Source organism: Microcoleus sp. B9-D4 (genome assembly GCF_036705105.1).
GTDB lineage: Bacteria > Cyanobacteriota > Cyanobacteriia > Cyanobacteriales > Microcoleaceae > Microcoleus.
Map to the genome: position 1 here is coordinate 18,550 of NZ_JAUBTS010000062.1, position 15,747 is coordinate 34,296.

Genomic DNA, 15,747 nt, shown 5'->3' on the forward strand with positions numbered 1-15,747 from the left:
AGCAGAAAAAAAGCAAGTGTAAATTCTAACTATTTTAGGAATTACGCATTTTCAACCTGTCATTGCGTGGGAAAGGAGGGTGTAGCGGATGTTTCTGGTTGAGGCGGGAATTGCTATCCCTTTGCAAGGCGTAAGTCATAATTAAGTTGCCGGAAAAAAATTACACAAACTTTACGATCGCAAATAGAACTTGGGTGTGTGATAATCGTGTGAAGAAGCAAAAAATTATAGAAATTACGCATTAACAAAGTATTTGTCCGATCGCCCGCCTGACCGTTAGCAAAGCGCGGCAGATGTGAAGCGATCGCCTATACAGAAAATTTGTTAAGTTTGCGTAAATTCTCAAATAAACAGAAATTTTTGACGATTATTGAAAAATCTTTGTCAACAAAGGATTTTGGTTGAATGTCTGAAGGCATTTAATTAAGTTCTTGCGATCGAATTCATATTAATCAGGGTGCAAAAGTTATGGGCTGGCTAAATTTTGGTGGCAAAAAACGCAAACAGGCTCAAGGTTTTGGCAATTCAAGTAAAACAAAGAGTCGGAAACGACCGAAAAGTTTTAGATTAGAAACAATTGTGACTCCGAGTGCGGGTGTTGGGGGTTGGCTGCAAGATTTTGACGCGCTGCATCAGTTATTGGGTTCTTTGTCGCTGTCTGATTTAGATTTACCTAATTTCTTGGCTGATAGCGGTGTTTGCCCGATCGACCCGAATGGAGCACCAACTAACAATTTACCGCCGCTGATTGATTTTGACCCGCTGGGTCTGTACCATGATGGGATTGCCACTCAAACTCCTTACAATCCGGGCGGTGCGTTTGAGACTTTGCCGGTTGCTGTAATTCCTGTCGATCCGCATTCGCCGAATCCTAACAATCCGAATGCAATCCGTCAATTGCTAGATTTTCCTTTGGCTGATCAGCCGTTGTTGGGGTCGATTGATACTGGTGTGAGTGCGGATAGTCCTTATTTGAATTACGCGAATATTAAGAAGGGCCGCGATTATGTGGGCGGGGATGACAATCCGTTGCTGAAGCCTGGGGAAGGTAGCGAGCACGGTACTTTTATGTTGGGGATTATTGATGCAATTAATAAGACTGCGCCGAAGTGGGTGGGAAGGGCGATCGATTCTGGGAGATGGGCTGATTCTTTGGTAGAGTTTGTGGATGCTGCGAAGGCTTCTGGACAGAAAAATGCGATCGCGAATCTCAGTTTGGATTTGACTCAGAAGAATGCTGACGGGAGTGTGACAACGCGCTATGAGTTGACTCCGCAAGAAAGAAGTGCGATCGAATATGCGCGGCAAAATGGGGTAATGCTGGTAGTGGCGGCGGGTAACGACGGCGGTGTGATGTCTGTTTTGGGTCAAGCTTCTCAGGAATTTGACAATATTTTTACAGTTGGGGCTGGGGATATTAACGGGCGATCGATCTATTCTAGTTACGGTCGCGGTTTGGATATTTTGGCGGATGGCGGCACGACTGAACACCCCGGTTTATCGACTGTGGGAAATGATTTGGGCACGATGGCCGGAACTTCGGTAGCGACTGCTAAAGTTGCGGGTGCGGCTTCTTTGGTTTGGGCGGCAAATCCTGCTTTGAACTATCGCCAAGTGATGGAAATTTTGGAGAAAACGGCGAGGGATTTGGGACCGATTGGATGGGATGATGAGACGGGTTTTGGGTTTTTGAATACGCTGGCGGCGGTGGATTTGGCGAAGAAGACGCAGCCGGAAGTTTATCAGCCAACTCCGTGGGTGACGCCTGATACTTGGAGTGGGGAAGGGATAGTGACGCCGGAGGAACGGGCGGCGCAAGGAGGAACATCGTTTAATACAGCACCCTTGCAACTGTCACCTAATTTCACAGATAGTGGCATAGTTAGTCCGGCTCAACCGGCACTCTATCATACATTTACTGTGACTGAGCCTGGGTATTTCCGCTACACGGTTAATCGAACAAATGGCAGTACCCAATTACCTCTTATCAGTGTAGTCAAACCTGATGGCAAGCCGGGTGGTTTTGAATTTATACCGGGCGAGCCTTCAGGCGTTTTTAACTCCGTGGGTGTTACTATTGGCGATGAAACTTTCGGTTCAACGAAAGTGCAAACTCCTACTTCTAAGACAGCAGCCGTATTTCTTGATGCAGGAACTTATGCAGTTAAGGTGGCTTCTGGACAGGATACTAGCATTAAGAATTATGGCTTAACTACTGAATTGATTCCCGATCGCTCTTCTGCATTTTCGGGTTCTGCTCAGTTTAGAATCTCACTTCAAAATAATATCAGTGGGATGTTTACGTCTGCACCCACTTCTCCAGAATTGAATGTACCAGTAGTCAGTAATAATCAGTCTTATCAATATGGAATCGAGGTAAATGAGCCTGTTAAGTTCACGTTAAACTCGCAATCAAATATCGGTTATGCCGATATAGAAATTAGGAAACTTTTGGGTTCAGGAGACCAGTCGGAGTCAATTACCACATACTCAACAGATGGAAGTCAGCCGATCGACCTAAATCTAAATTTGAACAAAGGACGATATAAGATTTATGTCAAGACAACAGTACCATTAAAAGGTTCCGTTACTCCACTTGTCACTGACCCCGATGGAAGTCTAGCTACAGCTCGAAATATTGGTAAGTTAAGCAGTAATCAGATAAAGTTTTCTGATTCAATTGGCGGGATTGATAAAAGCGATTTCTACCGATTTGATGTTAGTCAACCGAGCGAAGTAGCTCTTTACCTTAAGAGGTTACAAGGCAATTCGGATATTAAACTACTGGATGCTCAAGGCAAGGAAATTGATAAGACATACAATCCCAGTGGTACAAATCTGTCTGACGTTATATTTAATACGGTCAATCCTGGCACATACTATGTACAGGTTTTTTCCAGCAACAATGCGAATGCTAACTACGAACTGAAACTAGACGCGACTCCAGTTGCTACTTCTGGAACGCCTCAGTCTGGGGGTTCATCTGTGAGTATTGGCTCATCTCCTGTAACTAATACAGGTGGCGGATCTGTGAGTATTGGCGCGTCTCCTGTACCCAATACAGGTGGCGGATCTGTCAATATTGGTGCGTCTCCTGTTGAGCCGCCAGTTGCACCTCAGCCGGGTCAAGGAGGAGTACCTCTGAATGCGGGAAATTTCCAATACACAGCCATAAGTAATGGTGTCACAACCCACTACTACACCAATGGCTATCTGACTATTCAACCGACTGGGTATAAGACTTGGTATGGTAAGGGTTCTAGCTCTTCAGTTGCTACAGTTGAAACACTTGGAAAGCCGACTCAAGTTATACCTGATGCAAATCGGCAGTTGGGTGAATTTATTGGCAGATATGAATACAAAGGTCGCCTGCGTACAGGAGATAATACTGACGGCTACTATTTCGCAGTTAAAGACCGCAGTTTGCTAAATTTGGCTCTTAGAAATTTGGGTGCCGATGCTAGTTTAAAACTTTATAAAGTAAACCCAAATGCAAGCAAGTCCTTGATAAGAGAAGCCCCAGCAGCGGGTCAAGGATTTGACAAATTATGGTCAGAAACTCTCGACACTGGCAACTATTATGTGGAAGTGAACAAGGGAAGTGCCACTGCGGATACTGATTACACAATGGTACTAAATCTGGCGAAGACTTTGAATGATGCCAATCCGAATAATTTTAAAGGTGAGTCTAATCCGTTTTTGGGAACTTTCACGGGTCGGACTGTGATTAGTGGAAACTTAAGCAGTAGCAATCCAGCTAAAAAATCAAGTACCAATGCGTATGACAATGACCGCTACCGCTTGAATATTAATAATCTGGGCAGTCAGTCTCCTAACATTTTACGGCTCGGCTTGAATGATTTAGCTCCTAATGCCACAGCTAAAGTAGTTGTGTATGATGTAAACAATCAACCAGTCAAAGAGCAGCTATTTAATTCTACTCAAAATAGTCCCCTTGAAATTAATGGATTAGCAGAAGGGCTTTATTTTGTCGGAGTGGAACAGGTTCAAGGCGATACTCCTTACAATCTTGCGGTACAGCTTGACCAAGCAGGTGAAGATTGGAACAGGGTTCGTAATTTAGGTGATTTGACGGGTCAGCGAAAAGAATATGAGGACTTTGTAGGAGCAACCCGCGATGGTTCTGACTATTACAAGTTTACGATTAAAGACTCTCGCGTTTTACAGCTTGCTCCTCGGTTATTCGAGAGTGATAATCCGGCTGGTGTAAAAGTAGAGTTGTATGATGCCAATAAGCAATTGGTGACTTTTACAGAGAATAACCCTATATACAAGGCAGACTTAGCCGCTGGTGATTATTATGTGAAAGTGGTTCCGGGGAGTGGGAATGATACGAACTACCGCTTGGTGGTGAATCTAACAGCACCGGGGATAGTTAATACTGGAAATGTTACCTACAGCTATAATAACCCATTATTTCCTGACTCTTCTAGCAGCAGTGCCGGAAGTAATGTTAATCCTCCTGCTAATAATCAATCTCAGTCAAATAATAACCCAGCAATTAATCTGGTTAATTTCATAGGTTCGGTGATGCACCCTGATGGGATTCTCCCACGCCAAGAGCCGACTTTTGGCTCTTTGGGAAATGTTTCGCTAATTAAGAAATATGGGGATAGGATTAACTTTGATGCTTGGACTTATGGAGAATCAGTAAAGGATTACAAATTAGGAACTTCCGATAAACGCTGGTTCAGAATTGCAGGAACAGATGACTGGGTGCCGAGTGGTGTAATTTATGGCAACCCTGAAGGACTATTTGGAAATCAGCAACCTAATAGTGCAAATAACTCTTATTCACCTATTCCAGGTGTGATACAACCTCCTGTTGTCACTATCGGCACAGTTAGCAATGCCGAAGATCGCAGCACCAATGTTCTCCCTGGAGGGTTGATTGAGTTTTCGTTGGAATCCAACACAAATTTGAAGGATATGTCGTTCTATCTTAATGATATGCAGGTTAAAGCATATATAACAGATACGGGTGAAAAGTATATTGTCAGCATTCAAATTCCTAATAACTTCCCGCCAGGAACCTATCCACTTAAGATAGATGCTGCAAATCAAGCTGGTCTAACTCAAACTTTTGCAAGCCCAAATAATATCAATGTCAAATTGGGTCAATTGGGGCTAGTAGTTATAAGTACATATGAGCCATTGCCACAATCTATAAACTTTAGCGATTCTTATAGCAAATTCGACTATGCAATTAGGTTCGCAAACAAAAATTTTCCGGGCTTATTTGCTACAGAGTTTGCGAAGGAAATTGTTAATTATGCAGTTGATATACTATTGGGATTAGCAATTGAAGCAGGTATTCAAGCTATCCCTGTTGCTAGAGAAAGTAGATGGGTGGTATTTTTGGCACAAGCTGCACTGGTTTCCGTTAAAATAAAAAGAATACTAGAGGCAAGAAAGTCTGTTTATGATTTGATTGAAATTATTAATCACGTTATTGATTTTATTAATCAAACAAACAAAGCAATAACTTTCCAAGAGCTTGAAGAAGCGGGAAGAGTTTTAGGTGAAGCAGGAGCAAAGACCCCTGGTTTGCTTGTTGACGTATTTAAGCTTTTAACTGATTGTATGCTAGGTGATGACATTGCACGAATTATTAGAGAAGGTTATTCTAAAAAGTTTGCCGAAGATTCTTCTAAAAACCTGGCAAAAGCATGGGCAGATATCACATATCTGTGGAACGAAGAAAAAGTTCAGGATGCAGCATTATCAAAAAGTTTACCAGACCATATCATAGATGCAATTGCTAAGAACGCTACCTACACAAAAACTGCATCTGACGAGGACGAAAAAGCTATTCTAGACCAATATTTACAAGCAAATTCCCAGAACAATTAATTCTTGGAAGTCGCTCGTCCATTCCTATTCAGCAGCGATCGCTTTTATGAGATAGGGTTTGCGAAAGGTCGATCGCTCTTTTGGCATGGAAAGGTCGATCACTTTTTTTACGAATCGCGCGATCGATCGATATAGAGTCAACTTTTCCATAGTACAATTAAATTATGCAGCCTAATATTTTATCCGATCGCCTCGATCGCCTCCAGCCATCCATTCAACTCTCCTCCCTCATGTCCCCCCCTTCTTAAGGGGGGCTAGGGGGGATCTAGCCTCAACAATCACCCTCAATCAAACCCAACAACTCCCCACAAACCCCCTCAAAACTCTGCAACACCTCAACATTCGTAAACCTGACAACCTTCAATCCATACCCCTCTAAAATCCAGGTTCTTTCTGCATCATATAGTTTCCCTTGTTCCGTAAAATGACTCTCCCCATCAATCTCAATTACTAACAGTAAAGCCGCACAATAAAAGTCTACGATAAAATTGTCGATCGGGCGCTGTCTCAAAACTCGCAAAGGGAAATTTCTCAGAAAATCCTGCCAAAGTTTCTTTTCCGCAGGAGTTGGATTTTTCCGCAGTTCCTTGGCGATGGGGATGAGTTTTGGATTGTATGGTAGGTGGAATGTGGAGTCGTTTAATTGTGGCATGATTCTGGTACGATCCCCCCTAACCCCCCTTAAGAAGGGGGGGACAAGATGTTAATGGAAATTATAGTAGAAGGAGCGATCGCTTGTTTGGGATGGGGAGGGCGATCGCCCTTTTGGCATCGAAAGGGCGATCGCTCAGAAAAATCGGGCATTATTTCTCAGCGAGCAACATGATGAATAGATTCAATATATCGCTCAATTTCCTCCTCTGTGCAACTAATTCCATTCTGCCAAAGTTCATATTCACTGATATCTATCTCATCATTCCAAACCAGTGCATAACCACCAGGTTCAACTGTAAAATTTCTGAAAAACACAGGATTACTTAAGGTCGTAAACATCGGATTATCTAATAACTTAGAGATGTCGTATTTTTTATATTCTAGATTGGTAAACTTAACCATCAATGTGCGATCGTCAATAGCTTTAGCAGAAACAATGCGTTCAGGTATCATAAACATATCGGAGTTATTTTAATGGTGGAAGTTTACTAAATTCTTGGCTATTCCACATATCCAGCAGTTCTTTCTGGTACAACGTAGCCCATTCTATTACCAGCTTTTGGGCCCGATTCGGTAAATCTCCTTCTATAATTTCTAAAGACTCAATACCGATCAAAGCGTTGTACTCACCGTAAACTGCGTGAAAATGAGGAGGTGGGTGATCCCCAAAGAAAATTTTGATGATTATTCCGTAAAATCGTGCAACTTCTGGCATAAAGGTTTTTTAAAGAATGATACGAGGACTATTATAGCCGAGCCAAGGAGACAATATTAGTTTATCCCAAACCATGTCTACTCGACAACTAGAGCGAGATCCCTTTTGGAATAAGTCAAAAAGTGCGAGATCCCTTTTGGAATAAGTCAAAAAGTGCGAGATCCCTTAATTCCTCTTTCTCAAATAAGAGCAATCGCCCTTTTGGAATAAGTCAAAAAGAGCGATCGCTCTTTATATTATTCTACATTCTCAAATTCATCCATTTGCAGTGTATACTGCAATGCTACCTGTAATCTTGATACATAATCGGCTGAAAGAGTGCCCAATTTTTTGATTAATCGCTCTCTATCTACCGCTACTATTTGATAGCAAAGCACGACAGAATCTTGTGTTAAACCACCTTCACCAGTCGGTAAAATAATTGTCCCTGGTATTTTAGCACGTCGCAGATTACTTGTTACCGGAATTACGACTACTGTTGTAGTAAAGCGGTCTAATGTATCTCGCTGTACAATAATGACTGGTCTAATTCCTGTTTGTTCTGACCCTCTAGAAGGATTCAAATCTGCCAAATAAATATCTCCTAGCATCAGATTTTATCCTGTTGCTGAAGTCGAGGCAGATAATCACTTAAGGCGACTTCTGCAAAAGCTAAATCCTCGGCGGCAAACTCAGCTTTTAGTATCGCAGCTTCTTCATCAGAAATGTCATCCCATTCTCGAAATAATTGTTTTTTATTAGCAGATTTTTGAAGTAGATATTTTTGAGTAGCTTGCTGTTTGTCAGCCAGATATTTCCAGATTACGCGCTCGAGTTCCTGTAACTCTAAAACTTCCAGCATTTCAAGCTGATTAACAATTTGTTTGAGGATTGCCTGTGACATAGGTTTTCACTTTTTGCGCTTGCCTAGTTTGTCTATTATACAACTATTCGCGTCCAGTGGGTTAGCGATCGCTCTTTTTGGTATGGAAAGGTCGATCGCTTTTCTCGATCGAGGAATCTCGCTTTTTGGTTCGAGGAGGGGCGATCGTTGTTCTGAGGAATGGAGCAAATTAATGGTAGAAAAACGGGTCAAAGCCTGTGTCCCTAGAGCGTCAAAATATGATAAACTTACTAAAAGCACTCGCCTTCAAGATATCCAAGCCATGAAGCTTATTTCTTTGTCAGCACATTTTGATGGGCAATCTATTCAGCTAGATGAACCCTATAAGCTTGAACCAAACATAAAACTCATTGTCACAGTCCTCCCGGAACAATTAGCAGAACGCGAAGCCTGGTTGCGGTTGTCAAGGCATCAACTAAACAATGCCTACAATCAGAACGACGATTACCCGCTCGATGCAATTAAAACACCAAATCCTGACTATGCAGGAAGCTGATGTTGTTCTCACCCCAATTCCTCAAGCTGACGGGACAATTAAGAATCGTCCACTCATCCTTCTGAGGGAACTACCTCCTTATGGAGATTTTTTAGTTTGTGGTGTTAGCACCCAACTACATCAACAGGTTCCAGATTTTGACGATATTATTTCCCCTTCAGACTCAGACTTTGCTGCCAGTGGTTTACGGTCTCAATCGTTAATTCGGTTAGGTTTCCTAGCTGTATTGCCTCGCAATCAAATTATCGGTTCTATTGGAGCTATTTCCTCAGAGCGACATCAACGCTTACTAAAAACTCTGAGTGATTATCTTGTGAATTAGGGAGAAGGGCGATCGCTTTTTTTGGCATGAAAGGGCGAGATCCCTTTACTCCTTTTTCTCAACCAAGGGCTGCATCAGCAACTAGCGCAACGACTGAACTATGCTGCCTAATATTTTATCTCATGACCTCGATCGCATCGAGCAAGCCATTCAACTATCCTCACTCAAAGTCCCCCTTCTTAAGAGGGATTTAGGGGGATCGAGACTGTTGCTCCTACCCGCACCAAAATACAATTTAGATGCGGGATAGCTTACTTTAAAAAAAGTGGAAATCTAATCAGCCAAATCGGGGAAAACTTCGCGCACGGCCGGATGCACCAATCGGTGCTTCTGCACGTTCAATCCCTTCGCCAAACTCGGATTCATTTCCAAAGCTTTAATCCCGTTATTTGCCAACTGCAAAACATAAGGCAAAGTGCTGTTATTCAAAGCTTGAGTCGCAGTCCAAGGCACGGCACCGGGCATATTTGGCACGCCGTAATGCACAACTCCTTCCTCAACATAAGTAGGATTTGTGTGAGAAGTTACCCGCAAAGTTTCCACGCAGCCGCCTTGGTCAACGGCTACGTCAACAATCACAGAACCGGGGTGCATCTTCGCAACAAATTCGCGAGAAACCAGCACCGGAGCTTTTTTGCCCGGAACCAAAACCGCACCGATTAACAAATCAGCATCGGGAACAACTGCTTCAATTTGCAAAGGACTGCTGTAGAGGTATTCTACTCTGGAACCAAACAGAGTTTCCAAGTAGGCTAAGCGATCGACATTTACGTCTAAAATCTGCACTCTCGCGCCCATTCCTACAGCAATTCGGGCTGCTTCTGTGCCGACAATCCCGCCGCCCAAAATCACAACTTTACCGGGTCTTACCCCCGGTACACCACCCAAAAGCACTCCTCTGCCACCTTGCTGTCGTTCCAGAAACCGAGCTCCGAACTGCACGGCCAAACGCCCTGCAATAATACTCATCGGCGTCAGCAGTGGCAATTTTCTGTCCGGGAGTTCGACGGTTTCGTAGGCGATGGCCTGGACTCCGCTGCTAATTAAATGCTCGGTTAATGTGCGATCGGCCGCCAAGTGCAAATATGTAAACAGCAACTGCTCTTTTTGAATCAGCGGATACTCAGCAGGCAGCGGTTCTTTAACTTTAACAATTAGTTCGCGATTCCAGACATCTGAAGCCTTTAAAACAATCTTAGCCCCTGCTTCAACGTAGTCCTCGTCCGCAAAACCGGCCCCAGCACCAGCATTCGTTTCCACAAAAACTGTGTGGCCTTTGTCCGAACAAGCCCGGACACTTGTGGGGCTAAGCCCGACTCTAAACTCTAAATCCTTGATTTCCTTGGGGACGCCTATTTCCATCTATAACCTCTAATCTCAGGCATACGTAGATCGAATCTAACCTAAAAACAATCCCCAGCGGGACAATACCATTGTAGATTTTAGATTTGGCAATCCGGGTGGGCTAGGAGAATTTTTGTGGGATTTTCAGCCAGTGCGATCGCAATTTCCTCAATTTAGACTTGAATTACATAATTTTTTGATTGATAGATCCACCACATATGTAGGGCTGATTAACACAGAGTAACGCAGATAATTTCAAGAAGAGTCAATATATTTGATCTGTCACTTATAATTTAACAGGCATAACTCGCCCCCCTATCTAAACAAATGCCACGCACACCTACCTTAACATTCGATCGCGGAACGCTGCTGCTACACCCGCCGCCCAAAGGCAGAGACTGGGTGGACTTTGCGACTTGGGACGATCGCGTGGAAAAATACCGCATTCGAGCCATTCACTACCGCCCGCTGGTAGAATGCCTCCAAGCCGAGTGCATTCACTTCACCGACGAAGCTAGGGCATACGAACTACTCGAACTCGTACCCAGCGTGGAAATGCAGCCTTACCCACATCAAGAACAGGCCCTCGTAGCTTGGCAGGAAGCAGGAAGCCAAGGAGTAGTCGTCCTCCCCACCGCTTCCGGCAAAACTTATCTGGCACAATTAGCCATGCAAGTCACTGGTCGCAGTACATTAATTGTAGTACCAACTCTCGATTTAATGCACCAGTGGTATGCTAATTTAAAAGCAGCTTTTCCCGACATCGAAATCGGATTGTTGGGCGGAGGTTCGCGGGACAAAACGCCAATTTTAGTCGCAACCTACGACAGTGCAAGTATTCATGCAGAAACCTTGGGCAATAAATACGGTTTGCTGGTTTTTGACGAATGCCACCATTTGCCAACGGACTTTTATCGAGTAATTTCCGAATATGCGATCGCGCCTTTTCGACTCGGACTTACAGCTACACCCGATCGCACAGATGGCCGCCACAGTGATTTGCATTTCCTGATCGGCCCGACAGTATTTAGCAAAAGACCCGAAGATTTGGCAGGCGATGCTTTAGCAGACCATAAAATAGTTCAAATTATGGTAAAACTGTCAACAGAAGAAACCGACCGCTACGCCGAATTAATCAACATTCGCAACGACTTCTTAAAACAGTCTAACATCAAAATATCCAGCCTCGAAGGTTGGAAACAGTTTATCATGGCAAGCGCGCGATCGCCCCTGGGACGGCGCGCCATGCTAGCCCACCGCCAAGCCAAAGAAATCGCCCTTTGTACCGAAGGAAAACTGCGAATTTTAGCCAACATACTAGCAGAACACTCTCCCCAGCGCACCCTAATTTTCACCGGAGACAACGCCACAGTTTACCGAATTTCCCAAGAATTTCTCATCCCCACAATTACCCACCAAACCCCAGTAAAAGAACGCCACGAAATCCTCGATCGCTTTCGCAGCGGCGAATACAAAACCCTCGTCGCCTCCCACGTCCTCAACGAAGGAGTGGACGTTCCCGACGCCCGAATTGCTATCATATTGTCAGGTACCGGCAGCGAACGCGAATACATCCAGCGATTGGGTCGAGTTCTCCGCAAAAGCAGCGATGTAAACAAGTTAGCAATTCTCTACGAAGTCGTCACAGAAGACACCAGCGAAGAAAGAACATCCCAACGCCGCCGAGGAGGAATGCAGCCTCACAAACCCCAACCACAAACACAAATAGAACCGCCAAAGCCCGAATATCATAAACTAGAAACTGTCAAACCAACACCCATTTACGGAGTCAACCGAGAGGCGACTAAAAAAGCAGCAGAATCACCCGCAAAATGGGGAGAAGACAATGATGAAATTCCCTGGTAGCAAGCCTAAACTATTTCTAAACACTCTCTTTTTTCTCTCTCTTCCCTTCGCGTTGTTCGCGTCTTTGCGGTTCGTTAAAAATAAAAAACTATTAACAAATGCTACCCACTGATTTATTAAGTCACCGCCAAAACGGAGAGTCAATTATTCCTCTCCGCCTCAAGATAGATGCTAAAAACTTAGAAGCAGCTACGGAAATGATCAACTGCTTTCAAGAGTCGATCGGCAAAACCCAAGGCGATCTCGACGGACGCTTGCTAGAATTAGAAGGCGACAGCCCCGATTATCGGCTGAAACGGGGATTAGCGCACCTGCTGAAAGGCGGTTTCTGCACCTTGGAAGTCATCAGTCCCCTAGAACCCTCAGAGTTGAGACAGCGGGTTTTTGCCTTGTCCGCGCGATCGACTCCCAGCCCTCAATCCACCCAATTAACCCTGGAAAAAGTAGCAAGTGAACTCAGCCAAGAGTTAAACAGAGAAGTTTTGCCTCACGAAATCACTACAGGTTTATACGCCGATTTAAACGAAAACAAAATCCTCACTGAGTTTAATGCACCAACTCCCGAAAACTTGCTTCACAAATACAATCTTTCTCAAGTTCAAGGCATATTTTACCGAGCAAGTCAAGTCCAATTAACCGCCCACCGCAACGATCCGGGAGAATACAAGCTCTTATTTCGCTATCTGAAACTATTTCAATTAATGACTTACATCGAAGGCGATGCAGACCACGGTTTTACACTCACAATAGACGGGCCTACAAGCTTATTCAAACCCAGCACCCGCTACGGCTTAGCCCTGGCGAAAATGCTGCCCGCACTGCTGCACGTCACCAAATGGAGTATGCACTCGACACTGCACACAAAAGACCCTTTTAGCGGCGTTTTGAAAACAGGTAAATTCACCCTCAATTCCGACTGCGGTTTAGTCAGCCACTATCCCCCTGGCAAGCCTTATGATAGTATGTTAGAAGCCGCATTTGCTGAAAGATGGAATTCCACAAAAACCGAGTGGCAACTAGAGCGAGAAGTTGATTTAATTCCGATTCCAGGTAGTGTGATGATTCCCGACTTTCGGTTGGTGCATCCCGACGGGCGAGTATTTTTATTAGAAATAGTTGGCTATTGGCGGCCGGAGTATTTGCAAAAGAAATTTGCACAAGTACAGAAGTCTGAATGCGATAACTTGATTTTAGCTATTTCCGAACGGCTGAATTTAGAAAAAGCCGGGGTGAATGTAAATGACGTGCCAGCCAAAGTAGTCTGGTTTAAAGATAAATTGTTGCCCAAATCAGTCCTAGAAGTCCTCGAATAGTAAGTTATTCTGCATTGAAAATTAAGTTTTAGGGCGGGCTAGAAGCCCACCCCACAAGAGTTTAAAGAAAAATAAGTCTACTGTTTTGTTTCTCTCTCTGCGCCCTCTGCGCCCTCTGCGGTTCAAAAAAATCCTCCTCAAAAAACCTCGCACATTCCCAGCTATACTAAAATAGGAATTCACCCAAATCCTTGCCACCGCGTAGTCTCACCCTAAAACCGATTGAAAAATGGCAGACACAAGTATTGTCGAAAGAATCAAAAAGCTGTTAGCCCTCGCCACCTCATCAAATGAAAACGAATCGACTGCAGCAGCCGAAAAAGCTTCCCTTTTACTAGCCCAGTACAATCTCAGCCTTGCGGATTTAGGGCCAAATCACCAAGAAGAGATTGACGAAGACTCAGTTGAAACAACATCGAAATTTGTTACTTGGAAAATGATGCTGCTTTCGGGAATTGCCGACGCTAACGGTTGCAATGCCATGCGAAACACTTATAATGGCAGTATGTTTTTGGTGGGAACTTCTACAAACCTGATTGTTTGCAAACATCTGTACGAGTATTTGAGTTCTGCAATTGAAAAAAGGGCTAAATACCGCAAAGGAAACGGCAGGGGGTTGGCGTATCTGAATGCTTTTCGGGTTGGATGCGCGACGAGGTTGAGACAAAGATTGTTGGAACAAAAACAGGAGATGGAAGAGTCGGGGATTCCGGGTTCGGGCGATGTGGCGGCGACTCCAGCGATTGTAGTGCGATCGATGTTTGAGAAAAATCAACAGGCGATCGCGGATTATCTAGAGGGCCGAGGGGTTAAAATTAGAACGAGAACAGATTCTCAAGTCAGCAGCGCGGCGGGTTTTAATTCGGGGTATGAAGTGGGCGACAAAATTAGTTTGCACAAGCAAGTGCAGCCGCAAGGGGATATGAAACAACTGAATGAATGTCTTTGAGTTCTTGATAGTAATTGATGGATAATCAAAACAGGGATAAAATTAAAGCAAATTACAACTTAGGTCAGTTTGTGCACTGAAAAGTTGAGTAGGATGCACCTTTCTGAGAATTTATCATCGCAATTAAATATTCCTGACTCTGAAGTCAACCCAAATTCTTCCATAGTTTGGGAATCATCTTGAATCTGAGCTTCTGTTGTTTCAGGAATTTGAACTGGGTTACTGTCTTGGGTTTTTAAACATCAACTTTTTGGTAAATATAATCAACAGTCTGTTCAACGGTTGTAATTGTCTCGGCAGCTTCATCGGGAATTTCAATGTCGAATTCCTCCTCGATTGCCATAATTAGCTCTACTGCATCGAGAGAATCGGCTCCTAAATCATTGGCAAAATTAGCGTTTATGGTGACTTCACTTGCATCAACTGCTAGCTGCTTGACAATAACCGCTTTGAGTTTTTCATAGATTTGCTGCTTAAGCTTACCACTTGGGGAAGATTCAGCAAAAACGTTAGGAGTAGTGGTATCAGTGGTAGTTTCATCAGGATCTAATTCTGATTCGTCTTCCGATTCATCCCGGACTCGGAAGTAGTAAAAAAGATTAGCAACAGCCAAATCTGAGGCTTTTTCCAAGTTCGATGATACTAAACTTTTATGACCCGCTATTTCCCCTTGCTTAATAATATAATTTTCATACTCTGGACGCTGCTGCGGATCGAGCATTAATTGCAGTTGAGTGCGAAGCGCATAAAAATGAGACTTCGGCCGCAAATTTTCATAAAACAACTGTTCATCCGGTATCGCTAAAGCTGTTGTGGCTGAATTTTTATCCCCCATAACAGCTAAGTCTGATTTACTCAAATCAGCACTCTGCAACTCCTTTAACTCACTTGGCGACAAATCTTTAATCCATTCAATCTGATGAAGCCAAATGTCTAAGGCAGCTAAATCGTGATTGTGAATTCGGGTGATTTCAGGAAATAGAAAATCAAGCTCTTCGTCAGAGTCACAGCCTTGTAAAATACCGAGGCCATCTTGACGGATTTGTTTTTGAAGCTGAGAAAGCCGATCGCCCGCAGCACCAAATTCATTCTGCACCTGATACGTGCCAATAATACTTTGCTCGATCGCCCAACTGCACTCTAATCGGCGCAACTGTCCCGCCGCACAAGTTTCTTCTAATAAATGCGGATTTTTGTAGTCTGCTAAAGCCTGAAACAACATCCCCCGCGCTGCATCAATTTCAGCATTGCGGCGGTTGATATCTTGCAGTTGCAAAGCCGATCGCATTCGTTGAATTGCTTGCGTAAATAACCCGTAAGCCCGCACTAAA

Annotated in this window: 15 protein-coding genes; 7 read left to right on the forward strand and 8 right to left on the reverse strand. The window is 43.9% G+C overall.

Going from position 1 to position 15,747, the window contains the following annotated elements; translation table 11 throughout:
* Window positions 1–468 precede the first annotated feature (468 nt).
* Window positions 469–5,874 carry a S8 family serine peptidase gene (locus QUB24_RS26900; protein ID WP_333156665.1) on the forward strand — a complete coding sequence of 1,802 codons (5,406 nt, stop codon included), beginning with the start codon at window positions 469–471 and terminating at the stop codon, window positions 5,872–5,874.
* A gap of 24 nt (window positions 5,875–5,898) precedes the next feature.
* Here QUB24_RS26900 and QUB24_RS26905 read toward each other — a convergent pair whose 3' ends face one another.
* The 6 genes from QUB24_RS26905 to QUB24_RS26930 form a co-directional block, all read right to left on the reverse strand.
* The gene (locus QUB24_RS26905; protein WP_333156666.1) at window positions 5,899–6,024 is read right to left on the reverse strand and encodes a hypothetical protein; all 126 of its coding nucleotides are present in this window, start codon (window positions 6,022–6,024) and stop codon (window positions 5,899–5,901) included.
* Window positions 6,025–6,145: 121 nt separating this feature from the next.
* Window positions 6,146–6,526, reverse strand: a complete 381-nt coding sequence (locus tag QUB24_RS26910) for an endonuclease domain-containing protein (protein WP_333156667.1) — start codon at window positions 6,524–6,526, stop codon at window positions 6,146–6,148.
* Window positions 6,527–6,684: 158 nt separating this feature from the next.
* Window positions 6,685–6,987, reverse strand: a complete 303-nt coding sequence (locus QUB24_RS26915; RefSeq protein WP_333156668.1) for a DUF2442 domain-containing protein — start codon at window positions 6,985–6,987, stop codon at window positions 6,685–6,687.
* Window positions 6,988–6,994: 7 nt separating this feature from the next.
* Window positions 6,995–7,243 carry a DUF4160 domain-containing protein gene (locus QUB24_RS26920; RefSeq protein WP_106332426.1) on the reverse strand — a complete coding sequence of 83 codons (249 nt, stop codon included), beginning with the start codon at window positions 7,241–7,243 and terminating at the stop codon, window positions 6,995–6,997.
* A 236-nt stretch (window positions 7,244–7,479) separates the two neighbouring features.
* Window positions 7,480–7,833, reverse strand: a complete 354-nt coding sequence (locus QUB24_RS26925; protein WP_333156669.1) for a type II toxin-antitoxin system PemK/MazF family toxin — start codon at window positions 7,831–7,833, stop codon at window positions 7,480–7,482.
* Window positions 7,833–8,126: a hypothetical protein gene (locus QUB24_RS26930; protein WP_333058269.1), complete on the reverse strand. Its 294-nt coding sequence runs from the start codon at window positions 8,124–8,126 to the stop codon at window positions 7,833–7,835. Before QUB24_RS26930 ends, QUB24_RS26925 begins: the two co-directional genes overlap by 1 nt.
* 28 nt (window positions 8,127–8,154) lie before the next feature.
* Between QUB24_RS26930 and QUB24_RS26935 the strand changes: the two genes are divergently transcribed.
* The 3 genes from QUB24_RS26935 to QUB24_RS26945 all read left to right on the forward strand — a co-directional run bounded on the left by QUB24_RS26935 (window position 8,155) and on the right by QUB24_RS26945 (window position 9,194).
* Entirely contained in the window at window positions 8,155–8,622 is a 468-nt protein-coding gene (locus QUB24_RS26935) for a hypothetical protein (protein WP_333156670.1), read from the forward strand.
* Window positions 8,609–8,944, forward strand: a complete 336-nt coding sequence (locus QUB24_RS26940; RefSeq protein WP_333156671.1) for a type II toxin-antitoxin system PemK/MazF family toxin — start codon at window positions 8,609–8,611, stop codon at window positions 8,942–8,944. Before QUB24_RS26935 ends, QUB24_RS26940 begins: the two co-directional genes overlap by 14 nt.
* Before the next feature lie 100 nt (window positions 8,945–9,044).
* Window positions 9,045–9,194 (forward strand): hypothetical protein, encoded by a 150-nt coding sequence (locus QUB24_RS26945; RefSeq protein ID WP_333156672.1) that lies wholly within the window; start codon window positions 9,045–9,047, stop codon window positions 9,192–9,194.
* Between the two features lie 23 nt (window positions 9,195–9,217).
* Here QUB24_RS26945 and ald read toward each other — a convergent pair whose 3' ends face one another.
* Window positions 9,218–10,306 carry an alanine dehydrogenase gene (gene ald, locus QUB24_RS26950; RefSeq protein WP_333156673.1) on the reverse strand — a complete coding sequence of 363 codons (1,089 nt, stop codon included), beginning with the start codon at window positions 10,304–10,306 and terminating at the stop codon, window positions 9,218–9,220.
* Between the two features lie 309 nt (window positions 10,307–10,615).
* Between ald and QUB24_RS26955 the strand changes: the two genes are divergently transcribed.
* The 3 genes from QUB24_RS26955 (at window position 10,616) to QUB24_RS26965 (ending at window position 14,416) form a co-directional block, all read left to right on the forward strand.
* A complete protein-coding gene (locus tag QUB24_RS26955; RefSeq protein WP_333156674.1) occupies window positions 10,616–12,154 on the forward strand; it encodes a DEAD/DEAH box helicase family protein in 1,539 nt (512 codons plus the stop codon).
* Window positions 12,155–12,252: 98 nt separating this feature from the next.
* Window positions 12,253–13,467: a DUF790 family protein gene (locus QUB24_RS26960; RefSeq protein ID WP_333156675.1), complete on the forward strand. Its 1,215-nt coding sequence runs from the start codon at window positions 12,253–12,255 to the stop codon at window positions 13,465–13,467.
* Between the two features lie 229 nt (window positions 13,468–13,696).
* The gene (locus QUB24_RS26965) at window positions 13,697–14,416 is read left to right on the forward strand and encodes a DUF2786 domain-containing protein (RefSeq protein WP_333156676.1); all 720 of its coding nucleotides are present in this window, start codon (window positions 13,697–13,699) and stop codon (window positions 14,414–14,416) included.
* Between the two features lie 235 nt (window positions 14,417–14,651).
* Here the strand turns inward: QUB24_RS26965 and acpP are convergent, their stop codons facing one another.
* Window positions 14,652–14,882 (reverse strand): acyl carrier protein, encoded by a 231-nt coding sequence (gene acpP, locus QUB24_RS26970; RefSeq protein ID WP_333156689.1) that lies wholly within the window; start codon window positions 14,880–14,882, stop codon window positions 14,652–14,654.
* Window positions 14,883–15,747 lie beyond the last annotated feature (865 nt).